Below are 23,567 nucleotides of genomic sequence, written 5' to 3'. Positions count from 1 at the left end.
GAACGTTAAGTGCCCAACCCCTGTCCGGCTTCCCCGAATCAATCAGGGAACATTAACAGGAAAAGCGTGTCGCACTTGAACTCCGGGCGTTTGCGGGGGTAGCAAGGCGATAGCTGATGAGGGCGGCCCGTCGCCCGCTGGCGCCGATCGATTCGGCCGATTGACAGGATTTCGATGACCGCCCGTTCCAGCCTCACGATCGTGCTCGCCGCCGGCGAAGGCACGCGTATGCGCTCACACCTGCCGAAAGTGCTGCATCCGGTCGCGCACCAGAGCCTGCTCGCCCACGTGCTTGCCGCGGCGCCCAGGGGAACCGGCACCTCGCTCGCGGTCGTGATCGGACCCGACCATCAGGCGGTGGCGGACGAAGCAAAGCGCATCCGCCCCGACGCGCTCACCTTCGTGCAACAGGACCGGCTCGGCACCGCGCATGCGGTGCTGGCGGCGCGTGATGCCATTGCGGGGGGCGTGGATGATCTGCTGATTGCGTTCGGCGACACGCCGCTGATCTCGGCCGAGACCTTTGCGCGGCTGCGCGCGCCGCTCGCCAACGGCGCGGCAATTGCGGCGCTCGGCTTCCGCGCCGCCGATCCCACCGGCTATGGCCGCTTCATCGTCGAGGGCGACCGCCTGGTCGCGATCCGCGAGCAGGCGGATGCCAGCGCAGAGGAGCGCAGGATCGAGCTGTGCAATGCCGGGGTCATGGCGATCGACGGCCGCCGCGCGCTCGCGATCCTCGAGAAGATCGGCAATGCGAATTCCAAGGGCGAATATTATCTGACCGACGCGGTCGGCATTGTCAGCGAACAGGGATGGGATGCCGTGGTGATCGAAACCAGCGAGGACGAAGTGCGCGGCATCAACACCAAGGCGCAGCTCGCCGAGGCCGAAAGCGTGATGCAGGCGCGGTTGCGGAAAGCGGCGATGGAGGCCGGCGTCACGCTGATCGCGCCTGACACCGTCTACCTCGCCGAGGATACCGTGTTCGGCAAGGACGTGACGATCGAGCCGTTCGTGGTGATCGGCCCCGGCGTTTCGATCGGCGACGGCACGGTGGTCCATTCCTTCTCGCATATCGTCGAGACCAAGCTCGGCAACAAGGTCTCCATCGGCCCCTATGCGCGGCTGCGGCCCGGCACCTCGCTCGGCGACGGCGCGCGCATCGGCAATTTCGTGGAGACCAAGGCCGCGACGCTGGAGGCCGGCGTCAAGGTCAACCATCTCTCCTACATTGGAGACGCCACAATCGGTGCCAATTCCAACATCGGCGCCGGCACCATCACCTGCAACTACGACGGCTTCAAGAAGCACAAGACGATCATCGGGCAGGGCGCGTTCGTCGGCACCAACTCCTCGCTGGTCGCACCGGTGACGATCGGCAACGGCGCCTATATTGGCTCGGGCTCGGTGATCACGCGCGACGTGCCTGATGACGCCATGGCGCTGGAGCGCAGCCCGCAGACCATCCGCGACGGTGGCGCGGCGCGCTATCGCGAGATGAAGACGGGTGGCAAGAAGCCGGAAAAATGAGCGCCGCTATTCGTCGTCGGCGAATTCCGAGAAGATCGCGCGAGTCAGGCGCCAGCCGCGCGGCTTGGCACGCTTCGCCGGCTCGCCGGCGACGTGCTTGATGAAGACGGGCTTGCTTTCCTTGCCGCGCTGGGGCGGCGGCCAGTGCGCAAGGTGCGTGCCGGTAGTCTCGCTGGCGCGCACAGACATCGATGACAGACTTTTGCGGTCGGATGAGCCTTTCATGGCCTCTCTCCTTGATACGCGAGGGTTGGCCAAATTTGTTGACAACAAGTTAACGCGCGCGGTTTATGGCCCAGCCAGTTCGACGCAGGCGAGGCTCGTTGCCGTCGGTGCTGTCTCAATCAGCAATAATTATTGAGTATCTGGTTCCTTAGGAACTTCGCTAAAAACCGAGCGCGTCGTTTAGGCGATTTTTCGACGATTTGGGGGATAGTGATCCGCATGTGCGGGATTGTCGGCATTCTCGGGCGCGAGCCGGTTGCAGAGCAATTGGTGGATTCGCTCAAACGTCTTGAATATCGCGGCTATGATTCCGCGGGCGTCGCCACGCTCGAAGGCAAGCATCTCGAGCGCCGCCGCGCCGAGGGCAAGCTGAAGAATCTGGAGAAGCGGCTGGAAGCCGAGCCGCTCAAGGGCACGACCGGAATCGGTCACACCCGCTGGGCCACCCACGGCAAGCCGACCGTGAACAATGCGCACCCGCACGCGACCGAGCGTGTCGCCGTGGTTCACAACGGCATCATCGAGAATTTCCGCGAGCTGCGCGAGGAGCTCGAGAAGAAAGGCACGGTGTTCCACACCCAGACCGACACCGAGATCGTGCTGCATCTCGTCGACGATCTGCTCACGCGCGGCAACAAGCCGGTGGAAGCGGTGAAATTGGCGCTGGCGCGGCTGCGCGGCGCGTTCGCGCTCGGCTTCATCTTCGCCGGCGAGGACGATTTGATGATCGGCGCCCGCAACGGTCCGCCGCTCGCGATCGGCTATGGTGACGGCGAGATGTATCTCGGCTCCGACGCCATCGCGCTCGGGCCGTTCACCGACACGATCAGCTATCTCGAGGACGGCGACTGGGTCGTGCTGACCCACACGAGCGCTGCGATCTTCGACAAGGACGGCCACGCCGTCCAGCGCGAGAAGACCAAGCACGCCGCCTCGACCTCGCTGGTCGACAAGGCGAATTACCGCCACTTCATGGCCAAGGAGATCCACGAGCAGCCGGAAGTGGTCGGCCACACGCTGGCACGCTATGTCGACATGGCGACCGAGCGCGTCTCGCTGCCGGTCAAGCTGCCGTTCGACTTCAAGAATATCCAACGCATCAACATCACGGCCTGCGGCACCGCGAGCTACGCCGGGTTCGTCGCAAAATACTGGTTCGAGCGTTTCGCGCGCGTGCCGGTCGAGGTCGATGTCGCTTCCGAATTCCGCTACCGCGAGGCGCCCTTGCGCAAGGGTGATCTCGCCATCTTCATCTCGCAATCGGGCGAGACCGCCGACACCTTGGCTGCGCTGCGCTACGCCAAGGCCGAAGGCGTGCACACGGTGGCCGTCGTCAACGTGCCGACCTCGACGATCGCGCGCGAAAGCGAGACCGTGCTGCAAACGCTGGCCGGCCCGGAGATCGGCGTCGCCTCGACCAAGGCCTTCACCTGCCAGCTCATGGTGCTGGCAAATCTTGCGATCGCGGCCGGCAAGGCCCGCGGCGAACTGTCCGACGAGGACGAGACCAAGCTCGTCCACGGGCTCGTCGAGATCCCGCGTTTGATGTCGGATGCGCTCACCACCGAGGTCCAGATCGAGAAGCTCGCCCGCGAGATCGCCAAATCGCGTGACGTGCTCTATCTCGGCCGCGGCACCAGCTTCCCGCTCGCGCTCGAAGGCGCGTTGAAGCTGAAGGAGATCTCCTACATCCACGCCGAGGGCTATGCCGCCGGCGAGCTCAAGCACGGGCCGATCGCGCTGATCGACGAGACCATGCCGGTCGTCGTTATCGCGCCCTACGACCGTGTGTTCGAGAAGACCGTCTCCAACATGCAGGAGGTCGCCGCTCGCGGCGGCAAGATCATCCTCATGACCGATGCCAAAGGCGCGGCGGAGGCGACCGTCGAGTCTCTCGTCACCATCGTCATGCCTGATATGGCGGCAGCGTTCACGCCGATGGTCTATGCCGTCCCCGTTCAGCTGCTCGCCTATCATACGGCGGTGATCATGGGGACCGATGTCGACCAGCCGCGCAATCTCGCGAAATCCGTGACGGTGGAATAGGCAGAAGGGCCGGGCCGGAACGCTTCGTGGTCTTCCAAAACCTGCTAGAAGACCCTAGCTTGGACGAAGCGACCGACCTGGAACCCGAATGAACCCCCGTGACGACGCGCCTGCGCCTCTTGATCCCTTGCCGGAGCCGCATACCGGCCTGATGGGCCGCTTCCGCAATTATTTTCTCACCGGTCTCGTGGTGACGGGACCGGTCGCGATCACCTTTTATCTGGTCTGGTGGTTCGTCACCTGGGTTGATGGCGTGGTGCGGCCGTTCGTGCCGCTGGCCTACCGACCCGAAACCTACATGCCGTACGTCATCCCCGGATGGGGACTGATCGTCGCATTCTTCACGCTGACTCTGGTCGGCTTCCTCGCGGCCAATCTCATCGGCCGAACGCTGGTCGATGTCGGCGAGACCTTCCTCGGCCGGATCCCGGCGGTGCGCGCCATCTACCGTGGCCTGAAGCAGGTGTTCGAGACGCTGTTCTCGGGCAAGGGCTCGAGCTTCCGCAAAGTCGGCCTGGTCGAGTTTCCCTCGCCGGGCATGTGGTCGATCGTGCTGATCTCGCAATCGCCGAACGAGGATGTCTCCCGCAGCCTGCCGGGTCAGGAGGAGCACGTCTCGGTGTTCCTGCCGTGCTCGCCGAACCCGACGACCGGCTTCTTCTTCTACGTGCCGAAGAGCAAGATCGTCGAGGTCGACATGAGCACCGAGGACGCCGCGACGTTGATCATGTCGGCCGGCGTGGTGCAGCCGGGCTCGGCGCCCGATTCGAAGAAGGCAGCGGCGCTGGCGGGCATGGCGAATGCCGCGCGTATTGCCAACGCCTCGGCGCTCCAGCCTCAGCCTGCGAAGGTGGAGTAGGGCCATTCCTCTGCGGGATGGCCGCCGATCACGCGGGCGTCCCGTCCTCTGCTAGTCTCCGGTTGAACCGAGCGCATTGCTCGGAATTCGATCTGGAGTGCACGATGTCCAAAACCATTGCGATCCTCGCGCCCGGTGCCATGGGCAGTGCGGTGGCCCAACGTCTCGGCGAGCACGGTGCGCGGGTGCTGACGTCGTTGAATGGGCGGAGCGAGGCGACGCGCAAACGCGCGGCGGATGCCGGCATGATCGGCGCCGAGGACGACGCGATCGCGGACGCCGACATCATCCTCTCGATCGTGCCGCCGGGCGAAGCCGTGGCGCTCGCCAAGCGGCTGGCGGGGCTGATCGTCCGGCGCGAGAAGAAGCCGGTCGTGGTCGATTGCAATGCCGTCAACGTCGATACCGTGATGAGGATCGAGGAGATCATCGGCTCGGCACAGGCGCCGTTCGTCGATGCCGGCATCATCGGGTTCCCGCCCGAGCCCGGCGGCAAGAGCCCGGCCTTCTACATGTCCGGCGAGCACGCCAAGGACGTCACCGTGCTGAAGGATCTCGGGCTCGACGTGCGGATCGTCGAAGGGCCGGTCGGTGCCGCGTCCGCGCTGAAAATGTCATATGCCGGGATCGTCAAGGGCCTCGCCGGCATCGGCTCGGCGATGGTGGTCGCGGCAACGAAAGCGGGCGCGGCCGATGCGCTGCGCGACGAACTCGCACTCAGCCAGCCCGCGGTTCTGGCCCGGCTCGAAGTCGCGCTGCCGGACATGATCCCGAAAGCCTATCGCTGGGTGGCGGAGATGCGGGAGATTTCCGGCTTCCTCGGCCCCGATCATCCGGCCAGCCAAGTTTACGAAGGCTTCGCGCGCTGGTTCGAGCATCTCGCCGAGGACGCGAAAGGCGAGGCGGCGGATACCGACCTGATGAAGGCATTCGCCGCGCGTATCGCGCAGAAGAAATCCTGATCGTCCGGTCTCACGTCACGGCCGTCGATCATGTGCCGTGCACCGAATCCAGAAAACCCTGGATGTCCCGATCGCGTCTCAAGCGCACGACCGGGACGTCAGCACCGTACTGCACACGCTCGGCCTCGATCACAGGCGCGCGCTCGGTGTCGTAGCGCCACGCCTCGCGCATCAATTTCCAGTCGAACTGTTCGGGACACCCCTCCGGGAGGTCAGGCCGGGTCTTGTCGCGATCGAGGGCGGAGCGCAGGAGAATGCGCCACTGGCAGAGCCAGCGCGGGCGGTCGATGACGACCAGCGTATCGGCACGCGCGAGTGTGAGATCGAATGCGAGTCCCGAGAAGCTGCCGTCGACAACCCATTCGTCGCCCGCGATCGCATCGGTGACACGCGCCCGGAAGCTCGGTTTGTCGGATGGCTTCCATCCCGGCCGCCAGTAGAGCACGTCGAGATGCACCACGGGCAGCCCGAGCATTCGCCCGAGATTCCGGGAGAGGCTCGTCTTTCCGCTACCCTGACAGCCTACGACGATGATCCGGCGCATGATGGGAAGATTTCACAAAGCCAGCCGCGACGAAAGGGGGAGTCTTAAGAGCCGGGCTTATCCGCACCGTCATTGCGAGCGAAGCGCAGCAATCCAGAGTCCCTCGGCGGAAAGATTCTGGATTGCTTCCGCCTTCGCTAAAGCTTCGGCGGACAAGTCGCTTCGCTCGCAATGACGGGGAGGAGACGGCGCGTGGCCCATCTGTTATTGTTTCTGCGGAGGCAATTCCTCCGCAACGGGAGTTCGAATGAGAGTACTTGTGATCGGCGCGGGAGCGCTTGGAGGCTATTACGGATCGCGCCTGGTCCGAGCCGGCGGCGACGTGACCTTTCTGGTGCGGGCCGGGCGTGCGGAGCAATTGCGGCGGAATGGATTGCAGGTCGTGAGCCCGCACGGCGACTTTGCCGTACAGCCGAAGGTCATCCTGGCCAACGATCTCAAGGAAACGTTCGACGTCGTGCTCGTCGGCGTGAAATCCTACTCGCTCGACGACGCAATGACCCAGTTTGCCCCGGCAGTCGGCGCCAACACGATGATTCTGCCGATCCTCAACGGGTTGAAACATGTTGACGCCCTGACTGCGCGGTTCGGCGCCGCGCAGGTGCTCGGCGGGCTTGCGAACGTCAGTGCCGGGCTCGATGCGGATGGCCGTGTCGTTCAGTTCATGGCCAATCAGACCATCGTGTTCGGCGAGATCGAGGGTTCATTGAGCGAGCGTGTGCTTGCCCTGGAGACGCTGCTGCATGTGCCCGGTATCGACGTGCGCGCCAGCGAAGCGATCATGCAGGACATGTGGGAGAAATTCGTCCAGCTCAGCACGCTCGCCGGCATCACCTGCCTGATGCGTGCAAGCATCGGAGACATTCTGGCTGTGCCGAACGGCGAGCAATCCATCTTCCGGCTGTTCGCCGAATGCTGCGCCGTCGCGACGGCCTCGGGTTTTGAGCCACGAGCGCCTTTCATCGAGTTCGACCGGAAGCTGTTCACGACTCCAGACTCTCCGCTTAAGGCCTCGATGCTGCGTGATATCGAGCGCGGGTCGATCACCGAGGCCGAGCACATCCTCGGCGATATGGCCAACCGCGCCCGTACGCTCGGCATCGACACGCCCCTGCTGGATCTCGCCCGGGCGCATGTGGCGGCCTATGAGGTCGGGCGACAGAGAGCGGCCAGCTAGCCCGCCCCGATCAGCGGGATCGCTTCATCCCGCTCATACAAATACAGCAGGCATCGCAGCGCCTCGCCGCGCTCGCCCTTGAGCTTCGGATCGTCCTTCAGGATGCGCAGCGCCTCGTCGCGGGCCTGGGTGATGAGCTGGCCGTGCACCTCCGAGCGGGCGATGCGGTAGCCGGGCAGGCCGCTCTGGCGCACGCCGAGCACATCGCCTTCGCCGCGCAGCTTCAGGTCTTCCTCGGCGATCCGAAAACCGTCGGTGGTCTCGCGGATCACCTTCAGCCGCGCCTTCGACATCTCGCCGAGCGGCTCGGAGTAGAGCAGCAGACAGGTCGAGGCCTCCGAGCCGCGCCCGATGCGGCCGCGCAATTGATGAAGCTGGGCGAGGCCAAAGCGTTCGGCGTTCTCGATCACCATGATGGTCGCCGCCGGCACGTCGACACCGACCTCGACCACGGTGGTCGCGACCAGCAGGCCGATCTCGTGGGCGGCGAACTGGCCCATCACGCGGTCCTTCTCGGTGCCCTTCATCTGGCCGTGGACGAGGCCGACGCGGTCGCCGAAGCGCTTTTGCAGGCTTTCGAAGCGCTTGGTCGCATTGGTCAGGTGCTCGGTGCCCTCGGCCTCGGATTCCTCGACCAGCGGGCAGATCCAGTAGACCAGCTTGCCGGATTCGAGCGCGCGGCCGATGCTGTCGGTGACCTCGTCGAGACGGCTCATCGAGATGGTGCGGGTTTCGATCGGCTGGCGGCCGGCGGGCTTCTCCCTGAGCTCGCTGATGTCCATGTCGCCGAAATAGGTCAGCACCAGCGTGCGCGGGATCGGCGTTGCGCTCAGCACCAGCACGTCGACGGCCTCGCCCTTTGACGTCAGTGCCAGCCGCTCGCGCACGCCAAAACGATGCTGCTCGTCGACGACGGCGAGGGCGAGATCACTGAAGATCACGTCGTCCTGGATCAGCGCATGGGTGCCGACGAGCAGGTCGATCTCGCCGGCTTCGAGGTGTGCCAAGAGTTCCCGCCGCTCCTTGCCCTTTTCGCGGCCGGTGAGGATCGCGACCCGCATGCCCGCGCGCTCTGCGAGCGGCGCGATGGTCTTGATGTGCTGACGGGCCAAGATTTCGGTCGGCGCCATCAGGGCGGCCTGCTTGCCGACCTCGGTGACGGCGGCGGCGAGCAGCGCGACCACGGTCTTGCCGGAGCCCACGTCGCCCTGGAGCAGACGCAACATGCGCACCGGCTGTTGCAGATCATTGGCAATGGCCGCCGCAGCATCGCGCTGGGAGATCGTGAGCGCGTAGGGCAGGGCGTCGATGATCTTGTTGCGGAGGTGCCCGTCGCCGGCGTTGCGCACACCGGCCGGGCGACGCAATTGGGCGCGGATCAAGGCAAGGGCCAGCTGTCCGGCGAGCAACTCGTCGAAGGCGAGCCGCGACCAGAACGGCTGGTCGGGCAGAATGTCGGTGAGCTCGACCGGCTGGTGCACGCGGGTGAGCGCCTCGGTGATCGGCGGGAAATTGCAGCGGCGCAGCACCTCCGGGCTGATCCATTCCGGCAGCGCCGGCAGCTTTTGCAGCGCCTGCGCGACCGCGCGGCGCAGCGAGCCGAGTGCAAGGCCTTCGGTCAGGGGATAGACCGGATCGATGCCGGAGAGTTTTGAAATCGCCTCCTCGTCCAGCACCCGGTCGGGATGCACGATCTGTGGGATGCCGTCGTACATCTGGAGCGTGCCGGAGACGAAGCGCTTCTCGCCAATCGGCAGCAGCTTCTCGACATAGCCGGGCTTGGCGCGGAAGAACGTCAGCACGACGTCGCCGGTATCGTCGCTGGCGTAAACCAGATACGGCGCGCGCGCATTGCGTGGCGGGGGCGGGCGGTGGCGGTCGACGGTGACCTCCAGCGTCACCATGGTTCCCTGCACGGCATCGACGATCTTCGGCCGGGCGCGGCGGTCGATGACCTGGCTCGGCAGATGCAGCAACAGATCGACCAGCCGCGGCGTCTCATTGCGGCTGAGCAGATATTGCAGCAGCTTGTCCTGCTTCGGACCGACGCCGGAGAGGCTGGTCACGGGGGCAAACAGCGGATTGAGCAGGCTGGGGCGCATCAGGCGAACCTAGGATCGTTTTCGCTCGTCATGCCCGGCTTTATGCCCGGCATCCACGTGTTTTTTCGTGTCCCCGCGGCGGCACCGGGCCATGACAAATCGAGGGCTGACAGGGCCCGCCCGAGTGGCTATATCACCCCGGCCCGGCACGTCCGGGCTTTTGGCGTTTGACTGGAATTGAGACATGACGGGAACGACACGATCGAGCTACGGGCTGGACGACCGCCGCAAGCGGCTTCTGTTCCGCTGCTGGCACCGCGGCACGCGCGAGATGGACCTGATCCTCGGCCGCTTCGCGGATGCCGAGATCGGCAATCTGTCCGATGACGAACTGACGCAGCTCGAGACCCTGCTCGAAGAGGCCGATCCCGACCTCTATGCCGCCATCACCGGCGACAAGGTGCTTCCCGCCGAAGTCATCGGCCCGCTGTTTGCGCGCATCAAGACGTTTCCGATCGCGGACCGCGACGTATGAAGCAGGGGATGAAATCGCCGGCCGAGCTGCTCACGCCCGGCCGCGCGCTGACGCTTGCCAATGTCGCCGAGGGTGCCGAGGGCCTCGTCGTCTCCGATCTCGCGCGCGCCATCGCGGCGCGGCCGAAGAAGCCGGCTGTCAGCCTCGCGGTGATCTGCCGCGACGGGCCGCGGATGCAGCAGCTCGAACGTGCCCTGCAATTCTTCGCGCCCGATTTGCCCGTGCTGACCTTCCCGGCCTGGGACTGCCAGCCCTATGACCGCGTCTCGCCGCATGGCGGCGTTCTCGCGCAGCGCCTGACGACGCTGGCCCGGCTGGCGTCCCTGACCGGCAGCGACAAGCCGCTGATCGTGCTGACCACGGTGAACGCCATCGTGCAGCGCGTGCCGGCGCGCGACCTCGTCGCGGCGCAGGCGCTGTCGGTCGCGCCGGGCAACGTCGTGCCGATGGACACCATCATCGCCTGGCTCGAGCACAATGGCTACAACCGCTCCTCGACCGTGCGCGAGCCGGGCGAATACGCGGTGCGCGGCGGCATTCTGGACCTGTTTCCGGCCGGCCTGGAACAGCCGGTCCGCTTCGATTTCTTCGGCGACAGCCTGGAATCGATCCGCACCTTCGATGCCGAGACCCAGCGCACGCTGCTCGACATGCGCGCGCTCGATCTCGTGCCGATCTCCGAATTCCAGCTCGTCACCGACACCATCCGCCGCTTTCGCATGGGCTATGTCGCCGAGTTCGGCGCGCCCGAGCGCGACGACGCGCTCTACGAGGCCGTCAGCGAGGGCCGCCGCCATCCTGGCATGGAGCACTGGCTGCCGCTGTTCCAGGACCGGATGGACACGCTGTTCGATTATCTGCAAGGGGCAGCCGTCGCGATCGAGCCGCAGGCCGAGGATGCCATCCGCGAGCGCTTCAAGCAGATCCTCGATTATTACCAGGCCCGCCGCGATGCGATGGAGCATCCGGGCGGCGGCGCCATCTACAAGCCGCTGCCGCCTGACAGGCTCTATTTGACCGAGGAGGAATGGGGCAAGCGCGAGAGCGGGATGCCGCTGGTGCGGCTGACGCAGTTTTCGGTGCCTGCAGATGGTACCAGCGTGGTCGATGCCGGCGCACGCAAAGGCCGCGACTTCGCGCCGGAGCGCAACGATAGCAAGGTCAACGTCTTCGAAGCCGTCGTCGCACATGTGCATGGGCTGCTGACAAGCCGCAAGAAGGTGGTCATCGCGCTCTGGACGGAGGGCTCGCGCGACCGCATGACCTCGATGCTGCGCGATCACAAGCTCACCCCTGTAACCAGCGTCAACAGCTGGCGCACGGTGCAGGCGACCCCGCGCAACGAGACCATGCTGGCCGTGCTCGGCCTGGAAAGTGGTTTCGAGACCGACGAGATCGCCGTCATCAGCGAGCAGGACATCCTTGGCGATCGCCTGGTCCGGCCGCGCAAGGCGAGCCGCAAGCTCGACAATTTCATCTCGGAGGTGACGAGCCTCGCCGCCGGCGACATCGTGGTTCACGTCGATCACGGTATCGGCCGCTTCATCGGCCTGCAGACGCTCGACGTCGCCGGCGCGCCCCATGACTGCCTCGAGCTGCATTATGCCGCCGAGACAAAACTGTTCCTGCCGGTCGAGAACATCGAGCTGCTGTCGCGCTATGGCTCCGACCAGACCTCGGTCGAACTCGATCGTCTCGGCGGCTCGGGTTGGCAGACGCGCAAGGCCAAGCTCAAGAACCGCATCCGCGAGATCGCGGGCGAGCTGATCAAGATCGCCGCCGAGCGCCACCTGCACGAGGCGCCGAAGCTGCCGGTGCAGCCGGGCCTCTACGACGAGTTCTGCGCGCGCTTCCCCTATGACGAGACCGAGGATCAGCTTGGCGCGATCGAGTCCACGCTGAAGGACCTCGAGCTCGGCCGTCCCATGGACCGGCTGATTTGCGGCGACGTCGGCTTCGGCAAGACCGAGGTGGCCTTGCGCGCCGCCTTCGCCGTGGCGCTCGAAGGCAAGCAGGTCGCGGTCGTGGTGCCGACCACGCTGCTCGCCCGTCAGCATCACAAGACGTTCACCGACCGTTTCAAGGGTTTCCCGGTCCAGGTCGCGCAGGCCTCCCGCCTGGTCCCGGCCAAGCAGCTCAATCTGGTCAAGAAAGGGCTCACCGACGGCTCGGTCGACATCGTCGTCGGCACGCATGCGCTGCTCAGCAAGTCGATCAAGTTCAGGGATCTCGGCCTGCTGATCGTCGACGAGGAGCAGCATTTCGGTGTCACCCACAAGGAGCGGCTGAAGCAGCTCCGCGCCGAGGTGCACGTGCTGACGCTGTCGGCGACGCCGATCCCGCGCACGCTCCAGCTGGCGCTCACTGGCGTGCGCGAGCTCTCGATCATCGCATCGCCGCCGGTCGACCGCCTCGCGGTCCGCACCTTCGTCGCCCCGCACGACCCCTTGATGATCCGCGAGGCGCTGCTGCGCGAGCGCTATCGCGGCGGCCAGGCGTTCTACGTGGTGCCGCGCATCGACGACCTCGCCGAGGTCAAGGACTTCCTCGACAAGAACGTGCCGGAGATGAAGGTCGCGGTCGCGCACGGGCAGATGCCGCCCGCCGTGATCGAGGACATCATGACCGCGTTCTACGATGGCAAGTTCGACATCCTGCTGTCGACCACGATCGTGGAATCCGGCCTCGACATCCCCAACGCCAACACGCTGATCGTGCATCGCGCGGACATGTTCGGCCTCGCCCAGCTCTATCAGCTCCGCGGCCGCGTCGGCCGTTCCAAGCTGCGGGCCTATGCGCTGTTCACGCTGCCGGCGCAGCAGAAGATCACGGCGCAGGCCGAGCGCCGGCTCACCGTTCTGCAATCGCTGGAGACGCTGGGCGCGGGCTTCCAGCTCGCCTCGCACGACCTCGATATCCGCGGCGCCGGCAACATTCTGGGCGAGCAGCAGTCCGGCCATATCAAGGAGGTCGGCTTCGAACTCTACCAGTCGATGCTGGAGGAGGCGATCGTCAACCTCAAGGCCGGCGTGTCGGAGCCCGCCGCCGATCGCTGGTCGCCGACCATCACCATCGGCATGCCCGTGCTGATTCCGGAGGACTATGTCGGCGATCTCTCGGTGCGGCTGTCGCTCTACCGCCGGCTCGCCGACCTCGACAGCGAGGAGGAGATCGAGAACTTCGGCGCCGAGATGCGCGATCGTTTCGGCGTGCTGCCGGACGAGGTGCGCTATTTGTTCAAGGTCGCCGCGATCAAGGCGTTCTGCCGTCAGGCAAATGTCGGCAAGATCGATGCCGGCCCGAAGGGCGCCGTTATCGCCTTCCGCGACAATTCGTTTGCCCATCCCGATCGCCTGGTGAGCTTCATCCGCAGCCACGGCCAGGCCGCGAAGGTGCGGCCGGACATGAAGGTGGTGTTCCTGCAGGATTGGGAAACGCCGGAAGATCGTCTGGCCGGCACCACCGAGATCATGCGCCAGCTGGCACAGCTCGCGCAGAGCAAGAAGGCGGCGTGAGGCTTCAGGTCTCACCACGTCATTGCGAGCGCAGCGAAGCAATCCAGAGTCCCTCTGCGGAGACAGTCTGGATTGCTTCGCTACGCTCGCAATGACGGTGTTTGTTGTGGCAGCTCGCGAGGTACCTACGACGCCGCGCGTGAGGCGTCGGCCGACAGCCTTCCGAGCAGCGACCTTGCCGTATCCGACGGCGAGAGCGAATCCACCGAGACGACGGGATCGCTGCGCATCTCGTGCTTGCCGTTCGAGGTGTGCCGCATCACCGCGGAGAGACGGCGGGCGATCATGTGCGCGGTGCGGAAGTCGGTCTCCGCGAACACGACGATGACCGAACCGTCCTTCTGCGCCGCGCCAAAATCCATCTGCCGCATCAGGCGGCTGAGAATACGCGCGGCATCGAGCTGGGCGCGGGAATTGCCGGGGTCGAAGGCGAAGCGCGCGACCGAGAGGCCGCCGCCGCGGGCCAGCGTCTGCTCGACCGCCTTGGCAAAATCGCGCGCAAAAGCTTCCACCGTGAGCAGGCCACTGCGCGGGTCGAGCCAGCCGCCGGCATCGATCGAGCGCAGCGTGCGGCTCAGCTGAGCTTCCATCGCGTGCTGGCGGATCAGGGGCAGTGCGTTGGCGGCGACTTTCGCCGGCTCGCCCGGGATCAGTTCGAGATTGGGCAGGTCGTAGGTCTGCGTCAACTGATGCGCGGTAAGGATCACGGGGAGGCTGCGGAAGCGGGTGTCCTCGGCGAGCACCGTGAGGAAGGCATCGGTCACGCGGGCGGTAAAACCTTCGGCGAGCACGACGCCGTCGAGGTCGCGGGTGTTGAGATGCTTGGCCGCGGCCTCGATCGAGAGCGCTCCGACGACGCCGACGCGCTCGCCGAGCGCGACGGAAAGCGCAGGGTAAGCCGAGCCGCGGCCGATCAGAAGCACCGTAGCATCGCGTGCGGGATCGGCCTCCGGTAGCGCGACTTTCACCTCGGGCAGCCGGCGCAGCACCGTGGCATGAAGGGTGCGAATGCGCAGCGCGGCGCGAAGCCGCGCAATCAGGCGTTCGGAATGGCCGCCGCGCGAGGAGGAGAAAGGCAGGGCGTTGTGCGGGAGCGCGCCCGCCGCATCCAGCGCCACGAAGGGGAGGTAGGGTGATTGCTCCGCGATCTTCCTGGCGAGCAACGCCAGATGCGGCTCGTGCCCGGCATGCATCGCGGCGAGAACCACGGCCGGCTGCACCTCTTCGACCGCGCGCACCGCGCCGGCCCAGCCGGTGTCGATCACGGGGAAGAATCGCGCCTCGTCCAGCGCCGCAATGAAGGCCGGCCGTTCGCCATTGGACACAAACAGGATCGGGCCAGCCTGGGACATCGAGAGACTCTGATCACGCGACAGGTGCCGCGCAATCTAGTCCGGCCGCCTTAATGCAGCGTCAACGGAACGGTCGAAACTTCGCTTAGACCGGCCCGGATCGATCGCGAAAAGCTTCGACCATCAGCGGGTTAAGCCCGAGTTCGCTGAGCGCCTCGCGGGCGCGGGCATTGTCCTGGGCGCGGCCCGCGAGCCGGTGACCGGAGAGCCGGTCGGGCAGCGCGGTCAGCAGCGCACCCTGGCCGAGCCGTCGCGCCCATTCCTGGAGGTCGTTGGAGAGGAAGCGGTAGCCGCCGACCGCCATGATCCCGGAGGGCGGCGCGGTGATGCAGATCGCGCCGCTGGGACGGTCGAGCCGCGCGGCATAGCCGGTATCGACATAGTCGCGTGGCGGCTGCGCGATCAGGGTGTCGCCGACCGGCGGCGGCGGGGCGTAGGCCGCGATCGGCACCATCGGGCCGCGCAGGCCGAGCGTGCCTTTCGGCGTCAGCAGAATCTCGCCGGCGATCGACGAACCCGACTGCTCGCGCGGCGCGCCGTGCGGTCCCGGCATCACCGGCACCGGCATGCCGTCTTCGCCACGCCGGGCGCCGAACAATCCGGCCTCGCCGAACAGATAGACGTCCGTGAACGGCGCGTGCGGCGCGATCCATGCCTCGCTCGCCGCCACCTGCTCGGGGGCGCGCCACAGGCCGATGACGTTGCGCAAGGTCGGCATCCGCGCCGCGAGATCGGAATCGCCGAGCCGCTGGGCAAATTGCGCCGGTGCGATCAGCACGTCGCATTCGTGCGCGTTGATCTGCTGCTCCAGCACGTCGTTCTCGAACGGATGATGCAGCGCCAGTGTGCCGCCGCACAGCAGCCACACCGCGAGCGAGGAGGCGAGCCCTGCGAACGACATCGGCGTGAACGCCGCCATCACGGTCGCGCCTTGCCTGATGTCGGCTTCCAGCGACATCGCGAGCCCACCGGCGATCAGGCTGAAATGCGGCCGTGGCACCGGACGAAAGCCTTCCGCGGTGACGTCGAAGGAGATCATCGCCGCCTTGCGGCCATCCTGAATCACGGCGCGCGCGGTGCCGGGCGGACGGGCCAAGACGTCGTCGAGCGAGGCCATGCCTTCGGGCAGGTCGGTGCCGAAGCCGCAGACATGGCGGATCGAGAAGGCTTCCGCGGCCGCATGCATTGCGAGGTCGGCATAGTTGACGCCGTCGACCTTGCTCATGGTGACGATGGCGCGCGCCGCGGTGCGGTTCAGAGCGGCGGTCAGTTCGGCATGGCGCCAGAGCAGCGGCAGCACGGCGACGACGAGTCCCGCGCGATGGGCGGCGAGGACGGTGAGTACGAACTCGACCGTATTCGGCAGCTGGATGGCGATGACGGAATTGGCCGGCAGGCCTGATTCGACGAAATACGCCGACAGCGCCTCGATGGCCGTGTCAGCCTCGGCATAGCTCATCCGCCGCGGCTGGTGCCCGGTCACGCGGAACTTGTTCAGCGGGTCGAGCAGAGCGGTCGCGTGCGGCTGCCGCATCAGCGTGCGCTGAAACAGCGTGTCGAGCGTCGGCGATACGGCTGGCTGGTTCACGGCGTCACTTTGCTTGATGAGCTTGCGGCTGCCCCTTCGACCACCAGGTCTCCGGCAAATAGCCGGACAGCGAGGTGGCCTCTGGCCGTTCTATCCGATTCCAGCGCGCGATCCATTGCTCGGATACGTTAAACAGGGGGATTGTGTAGAAACCGGAGATCAAAGCGCGATCGAGCGCCCGCACTGCCGACATGAAAGCCGTATGTTCACGGGCTTCCAGCAGTGCGGCGATCATCGCATCGACCGCGGGATCCCTGGCACCCATGTAGTTGCGGGTGCCCGGACTGTCGGCGGCAGCGCTCCCCCAGTAGAAATATTGCTCATTGCCGGGCGACAGCGACTGGTCCCAACGGTTCTGGATCATGTCGAATTCGTAGGCGAGCCGGCGCTGGTCGAACTGCACGGGATCGACCGATCGGACGCTGGGCTCGATGCCGGCGCGCCTGAGGTCGCGCTGAAAGGCAAGCGCGACGCGTTCCTGGTCGCGGGTCGTGACCAGGATCTCGAAGGTGAAGGGCGCCTTGGTGGCGCGGTTGCGCAGCACGGTGCCGTCGAGATCGTAGCCGGCCTCCGACAACCACTTCAGAGCCGCGCGTAGAGTGGTACGGTCGCGCCCAGAACCGTCGGTCACCGGCAGGCGGTAGCTGCCGTCCAGGATGTCAGGCGGGATCTGCGCGGCGAACGGCTTGAGCAGCTCGCGCTCGCGCGCATCGGCGGGATGGCCATACGCTGACAGGTCCGAGCCGGCAAAATAGCCGGCGACGCGCGAGTAGAGGTTGAAGAAGTAGTTGCGGTTGACCAGCTCGAAATCGAACAGCAGCGTCAGCGCCTGGCGCACGCGGATGTCGGCGAAGATGGGACGCCTCGTGTTGAACACCAGAAATTCGGAAGGTTGCGGCACGCCCGGCTTGAAGGTGTCGCGGATCACATCGCCATTCTTCGCCGCGGGAAAGTCGTAGCCGTCGTGCCAGCGCAGCGGCTCGTGCTCGATGCGGAAATCATAGAGGCCGCGCTTGAAGGCTTCGAACTGGCCGTTGGCCTCGCGAAAATAGTCGAGCCTGATCTCGTCGAAATTGTAGAGCCCGCGATTGATGGGGAGGTCACGGCCCCAATAGTCGGGATTGCGGGTGAGCGTCACGCTGGCACCGGGCCTCACTGCGGTGACGCGATAGGGGCCGGAGCCGACCGGGCCCGTCAGCGTCGTCTCCTCGAAAGCCGCGACGTCGACCGCATGTTTCGGCAGGATCGGCATCAGGCCGAGGATCAGCGGCAGTTCGCGGTCATTGGCGCCCGCAAGGTCGAAGCGGACGGTGAGCGGATCCGGCGCCTCGGCACTTGCGACCTTGCCGTAATATTGCCGGTGGTTGGGACGGCCGTGGTCGCGCAATAACTGCCAGGAGAACAGCACGTCCTCGACGCGGACCGGCTTGCCGTCGGAGAAGCGGGCGCGGGGATCGATGTGAAACGTGACAAAGCTGCGCTCGTCATCGGTCTCGACCGATCTGGCGAGCAGGCCGTAGAGCGTGAACGGCTCGTCATTGCCGCGCGCGAGCAGACTCTCGACCACGTAGTTCCGTACAGGCTGCACGGCCAGTCCCTTGACGATGAAGGGATTGAGGCTGTCGAAGGTGCCGAGAACGCCCCAGGTCAGCCGGCCGCCCTTGGGGGCGTCAGGGTTGACGTAGGGCATGTGGGTGAAATCGGCAGGCATCGCCGGCTTGCCGTGCATGGCGATGGCGTGGGCTTCCCCGGCCCCTGCACCGCTTGCCGGAAGCCCCAAGGCGAAAGCCAGTATACAGAGGCGGACGCAAAGACCCACTGGGCGGCCCTCGAGAAGGCGCTGGAACATGAACATCTGGACACGTTGATTCGAGGACCGGGCGGGCCTGAATCCTATCACAGGGATTTTCCCCGGGCCCACGCCGGCACGCGGCCAAAGACGGTTGTCGGCATTGATCTTTTCGTCGGCCACGTTAAGAAGGCACGCAATCGCGCAAGAGCGCCGAGCCCGTCACTTATCCGCCTCATTTGACGGGGAGAGAGCCGCGCCCAACGCGGCCAGGCTCGGTGCGTCGAAGCGGTTCGGGCACTTCCCGTTCAGAAAGGGTTTTCCGCAATGAATTTCCGTTACTTGGCCGCGTCCGTCCGGCCGCGCGGGCGACTTCTCGCCTTGTTGACGGCGACGGCGTTGGCCGTCCCGTTTGCCGCCGAGGCCCAGGCTCCCGCGCCAGCTCCGGGCGCGCCCGCGCCCAAGGCTGCCCCGAAGGCCGCCCCGAAGGCTGCCCCAAAAGCGCCGGCGCCGGCCGCTCAGGCACCCGCCCAGCCGGCTCCCGCCCAACAAGGAGCGCCGGCCCAGCAGGGTGCGGCCCAGCCGGCCGATCAGCAGATCCAGCTGATCTATGCCCCCTGGACCAAGTTCTGCCTCAAGGGCCAGGACGCCAATGCCAAGCAGGTCTGCTTCACCGGCAAGGACGGTCGTATCGAGTCGGGCCAGCCGGTCATCGCGGCCGTCATCATCGAGCCGGAAGGCGAGCCGAAGAAGATCCTGCGCGTGACGCTGCCGCTCGGCATGCAGTTGGTGCACGGTACCCGCATCATCGTGGACAACAATCCGCCGTTGCAGAGCCCTTATGTGATCTGTTTCCAGAACGGCTGCATGTCCGACTACGAGGCCACGCCCGAGTTCATCAACAACATGAAGAAGGGTCAGAACCTCGTTGTTCAGGCGATCAATGCGAACGGCGCACCGCTGACCTTGCCGCTGCCGCTCGCCGGCGAATTCCAGAAGGCCTATGATGGTCCGCCGACGGATCCGAAGGTGTTCGAGGAGACCCAGAAGAAGCTCCAGGAAGAGCTTCAGAAGAAGGCTGACGAGCAGCGCAAGAAGCTCGAGCAGCAGGGCACGCCGCCCGCCGGCCAGAAGTAATCGGGACCCGATCCCGGACATGAAAAAGGCGCTCGGTTTCGAGCGCCTTTTTTGCTGGCCAGTTGATGGCTGCGAAAACTCAGTTCAGCGACGGATTGCGCGGGCGGTAACCGCCGGTCTTGTCCTTGACGAAGATCTCGGCGACCTGGGAATGCCGGACCGGCTCGCCGGAATCGTCCGGCACGAGATTCTGCTCGGAGACATAGGCGACGTATTCCGACTCCGAGTTCTCCGCAAGCAGGTGATAGAACGGCTGGTCCTTGTGGGGCCGCACCTCCTCGGGGATCGACAGCCACCACTCCTCGGTGTTGTTGAATTCCGGATCGATGTCGAAGATCACGCCCCGGAACGAGAAGATCCGGTGGCGCACGACCTGTCCGATCTGGAATTTGGCGGTCCGCGCTTTAATCATTCCCCGTCGATAGACCAGGATTGTGGCCGATGCTAGTGCCCTGATCTGGAATTAACCCGCGGTTGCGGGGCAGATAGCCCCCCAATGTTCAGAAAACACTTCATCAATGGTCGATATCCTCAATCTGGCTCTACCTTATTTCGGCTTGATCTTCGTTGGATTCGCCTGTGGCAAGGTCAAATCGCTGCCGGAATCGGGCCTGGCCTGGATGAACTTCTTCCTGCTCTATGTGTCGCTGCCGGCGCTGCTGTTTGCGATCATGTCGAAGACGCCGTTCTCCGAATTGAACAACCCGCCGTTCCTGGTCGCGACCACGCTGTCGACAGTTGCGGCGTTCACACTCGCGCTAGTCGTCGGCAAAGTTCTCGGCGGGCTGACGCTGCGCGAGGCGACGCTCGCCGGGCTCTCCGGCGGCTACGGCAATATCGGCTACATGGGACCGGGGCTGGCGCTCGCCGTGCTCGGGCCGAAGGCCTCGGCGCCGACCGCGCTGATCTTCTGCTGCGACAGCATCTTCCTGTTCACGATCGTGCCGCTGCTGATCGAGCTCTCGGACCGCGATCATCCCTCGATCGTGCATGCCTTCGGCGTCGTGCTGAAGCAGATCGTGCTCAACCCGCTGATCATGTCGGCATGTTTTGGCGCGGCCTTCGCATCGCTGCATATCGAGATGCCCGTCGCACTCGATCGCACCATCACCTTCCTCCAGAACGCAGCCGCCCCGACCGCGCTGTTCGTGCTCGGCGTGACCGTGGCGCTTCGTCCGTTCGATCGGGTCCCGTGGGAAGTGCCGGGCGTGATCGCGGTCAAGCTCCTGATCCACCCGCTCGCAGCTTTCGGCCTGATGCTGGCGTTCGGCCCGTTCGCGCAGCCCTGGGCTGCGACCGCCGTGCTGATGGCCTCGCTGCCGCCGGCGCTGAACGTGTTCGTCATCGCCCGGCAGAACGACGCCTGGATCGAATCCGCCTCGGTCGCGGTGCTGCTCGGGACGTTTGCGTCCGTAGTCACCCTGACCAGCGTGATGTGGGCGATCCAGACCGGCCGGCTGGCGTTTCCGTAAGCGGGCCTAGCGCCGCCAAGTCGGCGTCAGGCCTTCGCGCATCGCAAAACGCCGGAGAGGGCCGATCGCGCCGAGCAGGTGCATGCCGACCGCGCGGACCGGCTGGAGCGGCAGGAAATCGTTGAGCAGCGAGCGGTTGGCGATGTCGATCGCAAAGGTCCGGCTCATGATGTCCGGACGCCGGGCCCGGTCGTAGCGCTTGAGCACGTCTGCTGCGCCGGGATCCTGGCCTGATGCGATGGCCTCACCTGCAAGCCTCGCAATGTCGGCGGCATCGCGGAGACCGAGATTGAGACCCTGGGCGCCGATCGGGGGAACTACATGGGCGGCTTCGCCGACCAGCGCGATGCGGTCGCGGCCGAAGGATTTTGGACGTTCGATCGCCAGCGGGAACAGATGGCGGCCCGGCTCGACCGTCATGCGTCCGAGGATCGAATGGGACTGCTTCTCGATCGCGGCGGACAATTCCTCGTCGCTCAGGCCACGAAGCCGCTCGGCGTCCGCAGGCGCCGAGACCCAGACGACGCTGGAGCGATCGCCAGGCAGGGGCACGAACACGCAAGGGCCCTGCGGCGTGTGGAACTCGGTCGAGACGTTGCGATGGGGCCGCGCGTGGCCGACGTTGAAGGTCAGCGCAGTCTGGGTCAGTTGGCGCCGCGTCACCGCGATGCCGGAGGCTTCGCGGCAAAGCGAATGCCGGCCGTCGGCGCCGACCACGAGGCGGGCCGAGAGAAATTGCGCAGCGGCCGTGCGGATCGCGACGTCATCGGCTTCGATGACGACAGTTTCGGCCTCGTCGTCGAAACGGACGAGACCGGGCAGTTCGGCCGCGCGCGCTTCCAGCGCCAGCATCAGCGAGCGATTGTCGATGTTGTAGCCGAAGGCATCGAGGCCGATTTCGTGGCAGGAGAACCGGACCTCAGGCGCGCGGAAGAGCCGACCGGTGTCGTCGACGAGCCGCATGATTTCGAGCGCGGCCGCCTTGTCCTTGCAGCGCGGCCAGACGTCGAGGCTCTCCAGCAGATCGACGGAGGCACCGAGTAGCGCCGTGGTGCGATTGTCGGCATAGGGCACGCGACGCGCCACCAGCGCGGTCCGCGCGCCCGCCTGCGCCAATGCGATGGCCGCGCCAAGTCCCGCCGGTCCGCCGCCGATCACGGCGGCGTCAAAGAGTGTCGATGCATCTGTCATGGAACGACATTGGACACGCCCCGCGGCAAATTCAAGCCCAGTCATATTTCCCTGATTTTATGACGAATTGTGCGACCGGGCGCCGCAATGGCTTATGTGCAAATCGGTGTCATTCTGGTAGCAGAAGCCATGGACAGCCAAGAGGATTCCCTGAAGCCCAGGCCCGCGATCCGCGCCGCTGCCTTCTCGGTGCACATCTTCACCGCGTTCGGTGCGGCGATCGCGCTGCTGGCGATGCTTGAGGCCGTGCGCGAGCACTGGGCGGCGATGTTTCAATGGCTGGGCGTCGCCCTCATCATCGACGCGATCGACGGGCCGATTGCGCGCCGGCTCAACGTCAAGGACGTGCAGCCGAACTGGTCGGGCGACGTGCTCGATCTCGTGGTCGATTTCGTCACCTACGTCTTCGTGCCGGCCTATGCGATCGTGGCCAGCGGCCTGCTGCTGCCGGTCGCTGCTCCCTTGCTCGGCGTCGCCATCATCGTCACCAGCGCATTATATTTCGCCGATCTGCGCATGAAGGCGGACGACAATCATTTCCGCGGCTTTCCGGCGCTGTGGAATGCGGCGGCGTTCTATCTGTTCCTGCTGCACTGGCCGCCGCTGCTGTCGACGCTGCTGGTCGCAAGCCTGGTGGTGCTGACCTTCGTGCCCTTCCACGTGCTGCATCCGGTGCGCGTCGTGCGGCTGCGCTGGCTGACGATGACGCTGATTGCGATCTGGGCTCTGCTCTCCTTCTACACGCTGCAGATGGACTTTCGCGTCGGCACCGGCGTGACTGTCGCGCTCTGCGCGATCGCGCTCTGGATCAGCTTCAGCGACGCATTGATACGGCTGACAAGATCCTTCGCATGATGCACCTGTTGACCAGCCCCGAAGCCTGGGCCGCGCTCCTGACTTTGACCGCGCTCGAAATCGTGCTGGGGATCGACAACGTCATTTTCCTGTCGGTGATCGTCTCGCGCATTCCCGAGAAGCAGGCGCACCGTGCCCGCCAGATCGGGCTCGCGCTGGCGCTGATCTTCCGCATCATCCTGCTCAGCCTCCTGGTCTGGCTGATCGGCCTGACCGCCCCGGTGCTTTCGTTTTCGGGCTACGGCTTCTCGTGGCGCGACCTCATCCTGATCGGCGGCGGCCTGTTCCTGATCGCGAAGGCGACGCACGAGATCCACGGCGAGGTCGAAGCCGATGACGGCGAGGGCGACGCGAGGTCGCCTCGTAGCGCTTTCTTCTGGGTCATCGTCCAGATCGTGATCATCGACATCGTGTTCTCGCTGGACTCGATCATCACCGCGATCGGCATGGCGCAGGACATCGAGATCATGATCGCGGCCGTCGTGATCGCCTGCGTGATCATGTACATTTCGTCCGGACCGGTGTCGCGATTCGTCGCGGAGCATCCGACCACGAAAATGCTGGCGCTGGCCTTCCTGGTGCTGATCGGCGTGGCGCTGGTTGCGGACGGATTCCAATTCCACATCCCGCGCGGCTACATCTATTTCGCGATTGCGTTCTCGGCGACGGTCGAGTTCTTCAACGTGCTGGCGAAACGCAACCGCAGGAACAGCCGCAAGCCGTCGGTCTAGACGTTCCAGCCGGCGTC

19 protein-coding genes are annotated in these 23,567 nt (G+C 65.5%); 11 read left to right on the top strand and 8 right to left on the bottom strand.

From position 1 onward, the window contains the following. Positions 1–174 precede the first annotated feature (174 nt). On the top strand, positions 175–1,530 hold the full coding sequence (gene glmU / locus ABIB66_RS37325; protein WP_354210041.1) for a bifunctional UDP-N-acetylglucosamine diphosphorylase/glucosamine-1-phosphate N-acetyltransferase GlmU: 1,356 nt from the start codon (positions 175–177) through the stop codon (positions 1,528–1,530). Between the two features lie 6 nt (positions 1,531–1,536). Here the strand turns inward: glmU and ABIB66_RS37320 are convergent, their stop codons facing one another. Then, a complete protein-coding gene (locus ABIB66_RS37320; protein ID WP_106944786.1) occupies positions 1,537–1,755 on the bottom strand; it encodes a hypothetical protein in 219 nt (72 codons plus the stop codon). Positions 1,756–1,974: 219 nt separating this feature from the next. On the opposite strand from ABIB66_RS37320, the gene glmS reads away from it, so the two are divergent. From glmS to ABIB66_RS37305, 3 genes are all read left to right on the top strand, one after another. Then, the gene (glmS, locus tag ABIB66_RS37315; RefSeq protein WP_354059347.1) at positions 1,975–3,801 is read left to right on the top strand and encodes a glutamine--fructose-6-phosphate transaminase (isomerizing); all 1,827 of its coding nucleotides are present in this window, start codon (positions 1,975–1,977) and stop codon (positions 3,799–3,801) included. 88 nt (positions 3,802–3,889) lie between these two features. Next, the gene (locus ABIB66_RS37310) at positions 3,890–4,660 is read left to right on the top strand and encodes a DUF502 domain-containing protein (protein WP_354210040.1); all 771 of its coding nucleotides are present in this window, start codon (positions 3,890–3,892) and stop codon (positions 4,658–4,660) included. A 104-nt stretch (positions 4,661–4,764) separates the two neighbouring features. Continuing rightward, complete coding sequence (locus tag ABIB66_RS37305; RefSeq protein WP_354210039.1) at positions 4,765–5,622, top strand: NAD(P)-dependent oxidoreductase; 858 nt, start codon at positions 4,765–4,767, stop codon at positions 5,620–5,622. A 28-nt stretch (positions 5,623–5,650) separates the two neighbouring features. Here ABIB66_RS37305 and ABIB66_RS37300 read toward each other — a convergent pair whose 3' ends face one another. After that, on the bottom strand, positions 5,651–6,097 hold the full coding sequence (locus ABIB66_RS37300; RefSeq protein ID WP_354101044.1) for a P-loop NTPase family protein: 447 nt from the start codon (positions 6,095–6,097) through the stop codon (positions 5,651–5,653). 316 nt (positions 6,098–6,413) lie between these two features. On the opposite strand from ABIB66_RS37300, the gene panE reads away from it, so the two are divergent. Further along, entirely contained in the window at positions 6,414–7,343 is a 930-nt protein-coding gene (gene panE, locus ABIB66_RS37295; protein WP_354210038.1) for a 2-dehydropantoate 2-reductase, read from the top strand. Here the strand turns inward: panE and recG are convergent. Then, positions 7,340–9,445 (bottom strand): ATP-dependent DNA helicase RecG, encoded by a 2,106-nt coding sequence (gene recG, locus ABIB66_RS37290; protein ID WP_354210037.1) that lies wholly within the window; start codon positions 9,443–9,445, stop codon positions 7,340–7,342. The genes panE and recG overlap by 4 nt on opposite strands. A 184-nt stretch (positions 9,446–9,629) precedes the next feature. Here recG and ABIB66_RS37285 point away from each other — a divergent pair, with 184 nt between their 5' ends. Further along, entirely contained in the window at positions 9,630–9,920 is a 291-nt protein-coding gene (locus ABIB66_RS37285) for an FAD assembly factor SdhE (protein WP_354210036.1), read from the top strand. Then, a complete protein-coding gene (gene mfd, locus ABIB66_RS37280; protein ID WP_354210034.1) occupies positions 9,917–13,435 on the top strand; it encodes a transcription-repair coupling factor in 3,519 nt (1,172 codons plus the stop codon). The genes ABIB66_RS37285 and mfd overlap by 4 nt, the downstream gene beginning before the upstream one ends. Positions 13,436–13,560: 125 nt before the next feature. Here mfd and ABIB66_RS37275 read toward each other — a convergent pair whose 3' ends face one another. From ABIB66_RS37275 to ABIB66_RS37265, 3 genes are all read right to left on the bottom strand, one after another. Beyond that, positions 13,561–14,787: a GGDEF domain-containing protein gene (locus tag ABIB66_RS37275; RefSeq protein ID WP_354210033.1), complete on the bottom strand. Its 1,227-nt coding sequence runs from the start codon at positions 14,785–14,787 to the stop codon at positions 13,561–13,563. Between the two features lie 85 nt (positions 14,788–14,872). Continuing rightward, positions 14,873–16,375 carry a class I adenylate-forming enzyme family protein gene (locus ABIB66_RS37270; protein WP_275171121.1) on the bottom strand — a complete coding sequence of 501 codons (1,503 nt, stop codon included), beginning with the start codon at positions 16,373–16,375 and terminating at the stop codon, positions 14,873–14,875. Positions 16,376–16,379: 4 nt separating this feature from the next. Continuing rightward, positions 16,380–18,230 (bottom strand): extracellular solute-binding protein, encoded by a 1,851-nt coding sequence (locus ABIB66_RS37265; RefSeq protein ID WP_354258208.1) that lies wholly within the window; start codon positions 18,228–18,230, stop codon positions 16,380–16,382. 261 nt (positions 18,231–18,491) lie between these two features. On the opposite strand from ABIB66_RS37265, the gene ABIB66_RS37260 reads away from it, so the two are divergent. Then, on the top strand, positions 18,492–19,301 hold the full coding sequence (locus ABIB66_RS37260) for an invasion associated locus B family protein (RefSeq protein WP_275171120.1): 810 nt from the start codon (positions 18,492–18,494) through the stop codon (positions 19,299–19,301). A gap of 79 nt (positions 19,302–19,380) precedes the next feature. Here the strand turns inward: ABIB66_RS37260 and hspQ are convergent, their stop codons facing one another. Further along, the gene (gene hspQ, locus ABIB66_RS37255; protein ID WP_007590865.1) at positions 19,381–19,713 is read right to left on the bottom strand and encodes a heat shock protein HspQ; all 333 of its coding nucleotides are present in this window, start codon (positions 19,711–19,713) and stop codon (positions 19,381–19,383) included. 106 nt (positions 19,714–19,819) lie between these two features. Here hspQ and ABIB66_RS37250 point away from each other — a divergent pair, with 106 nt between their 5' ends. After that, positions 19,820–20,773: an AEC family transporter gene (locus ABIB66_RS37250; protein WP_027566999.1), complete on the top strand. Its 954-nt coding sequence runs from the start codon at positions 19,820–19,822 to the stop codon at positions 20,771–20,773. A gap of 6 nt (positions 20,774–20,779) precedes the next feature. Here ABIB66_RS37250 and ABIB66_RS37245 read toward each other — a convergent pair whose 3' ends face one another. Then, positions 20,780–21,964, bottom strand: coding sequence for a UbiH/UbiF family hydroxylase (locus ABIB66_RS37245; protein WP_354210030.1), 1,185 nt, complete (start codon positions 21,962–21,964; stop codon positions 20,780–20,782). An 87-nt stretch (positions 21,965–22,051) separates the two neighbouring features. Here ABIB66_RS37245 and pcsA point away from each other — a divergent pair, with 87 nt between their 5' ends. Next, entirely contained in the window at positions 22,052–22,819 is a 768-nt protein-coding gene (gene pcsA, locus ABIB66_RS37240) for a phosphatidylcholine synthase (RefSeq protein WP_354210029.1), read from the top strand. Further along, complete coding sequence (locus ABIB66_RS37235) at positions 22,816–23,550, top strand: TerC family protein (RefSeq protein WP_354210028.1); 735 nt, start codon at positions 22,816–22,818, stop codon at positions 23,548–23,550. The genes pcsA and ABIB66_RS37235 overlap by 4 nt, the downstream gene beginning before the upstream one ends. The last annotated feature ends 17 nt before the right edge of the window (positions 23,551–23,567 follow it).

Source organism: Bradyrhizobium sp. F1.13.3 (assembly GCF_040548265.1).
Taxonomy (GTDB): Bacteria; Pseudomonadota; Alphaproteobacteria; order Rhizobiales; family Xanthobacteraceae; genus Bradyrhizobium.
The sequence above is the reverse complement of the archived record's forward strand: the minus strand, read 5'-3'. Positions and strand labels throughout refer to the sequence as shown.

What these genes read in the sequence shown, in the direction of transcription:
- glmU (WP_354210041.1), top strand. Translation starts at nt 175, where the DNA reads ATGACCGCCCGTTCCAGCCTCACGATCGTGCTCGCCGCCGGCGAAGGC.
- ABIB66_RS37320 (WP_106944786.1), bottom strand. Translation starts at nt 1,755, where the DNA reads ATGAAAGGCTCATCCGACCGCAAAAGTCTGTCATCGATGTCTGTGCGC.
- glmS (WP_354059347.1), top strand. Translation starts at nt 1,975, where the DNA reads ATGTGCGGGATTGTCGGCATTCTCGGGCGCGAGCCGGTTGCAGAGCAA.
- ABIB66_RS37310 (WP_354210040.1), top strand. Translation starts at nt 3,890, where the DNA reads ATGAACCCCCGTGACGACGCGCCTGCGCCTCTTGATCCCTTGCCGGAG.
- ABIB66_RS37305 (WP_354210039.1), top strand. Translation starts at nt 4,765, where the DNA reads ATGTCCAAAACCATTGCGATCCTCGCGCCCGGTGCCATGGGCAGTGCG.
- ABIB66_RS37300 (WP_354101044.1), bottom strand. Translation starts at nt 6,097, where the DNA reads ATGCTCGGGCTGCCCGTGGTGCATCTCGACGTGCTCTACTGGCGGCCG.
- panE (WP_354210038.1), top strand. Translation starts at nt 6,414, where the DNA reads ATGAGAGTACTTGTGATCGGCGCGGGAGCGCTTGGAGGCTATTACGGA.
- recG (WP_354210037.1), bottom strand. Translation starts at nt 9,445, where the DNA reads ATGCGCCCCAGCCTGCTCAATCCGCTGTTTGCCCCCGTGACCAGCCTC.
- ABIB66_RS37285 (WP_354210036.1), top strand. Translation starts at nt 9,630, where the DNA reads ATGACGGGAACGACACGATCGAGCTACGGGCTGGACGACCGCCGCAAG.
- mfd (WP_354210034.1), top strand. Translation starts at nt 9,917, where the DNA reads ATGAAGCAGGGGATGAAATCGCCGGCCGAGCTGCTCACGCCCGGCCGC.
- ABIB66_RS37275 (WP_354210033.1), bottom strand. Translation starts at nt 14,787, where the DNA reads ATGTCCCAGGCTGGCCCGATCCTGTTTGTGTCCAATGGCGAACGGCCG.
- ABIB66_RS37265 (WP_354258208.1), bottom strand. Translation starts at nt 18,230, where the DNA reads ATGTTCATGTTCCAGCGCCTTCTCGAGGGCCGCCCAGTGGGTCTTTGC.
- ABIB66_RS37260 (WP_275171120.1), top strand. Translation starts at nt 18,492, where the DNA reads ATGAATTTCCGTTACTTGGCCGCGTCCGTCCGGCCGCGCGGGCGACTT.
- hspQ (WP_007590865.1), bottom strand. Translation starts at nt 19,713, where the DNA reads ATGATTAAAGCGCGGACCGCCAAATTCCAGATCGGACAGGTCGTGCGC.
- ABIB66_RS37250 (WP_027566999.1), top strand. Translation starts at nt 19,820, where the DNA reads ATGGTCGATATCCTCAATCTGGCTCTACCTTATTTCGGCTTGATCTTC.
- ABIB66_RS37245 (WP_354210030.1), bottom strand. Translation starts at nt 21,964, where the DNA reads ATGACAGATGCATCGACACTCTTTGACGCCGCCGTGATCGGCGGCGGA.
- pcsA (WP_354210029.1), top strand. Translation starts at nt 22,052, where the DNA reads ATGGCTTATGTGCAAATCGGTGTCATTCTGGTAGCAGAAGCCATGGAC.
- ABIB66_RS37235 (WP_354210028.1), top strand. Translation starts at nt 22,816, where the DNA reads ATGATGCACCTGTTGACCAGCCCCGAAGCCTGGGCCGCGCTCCTGACT.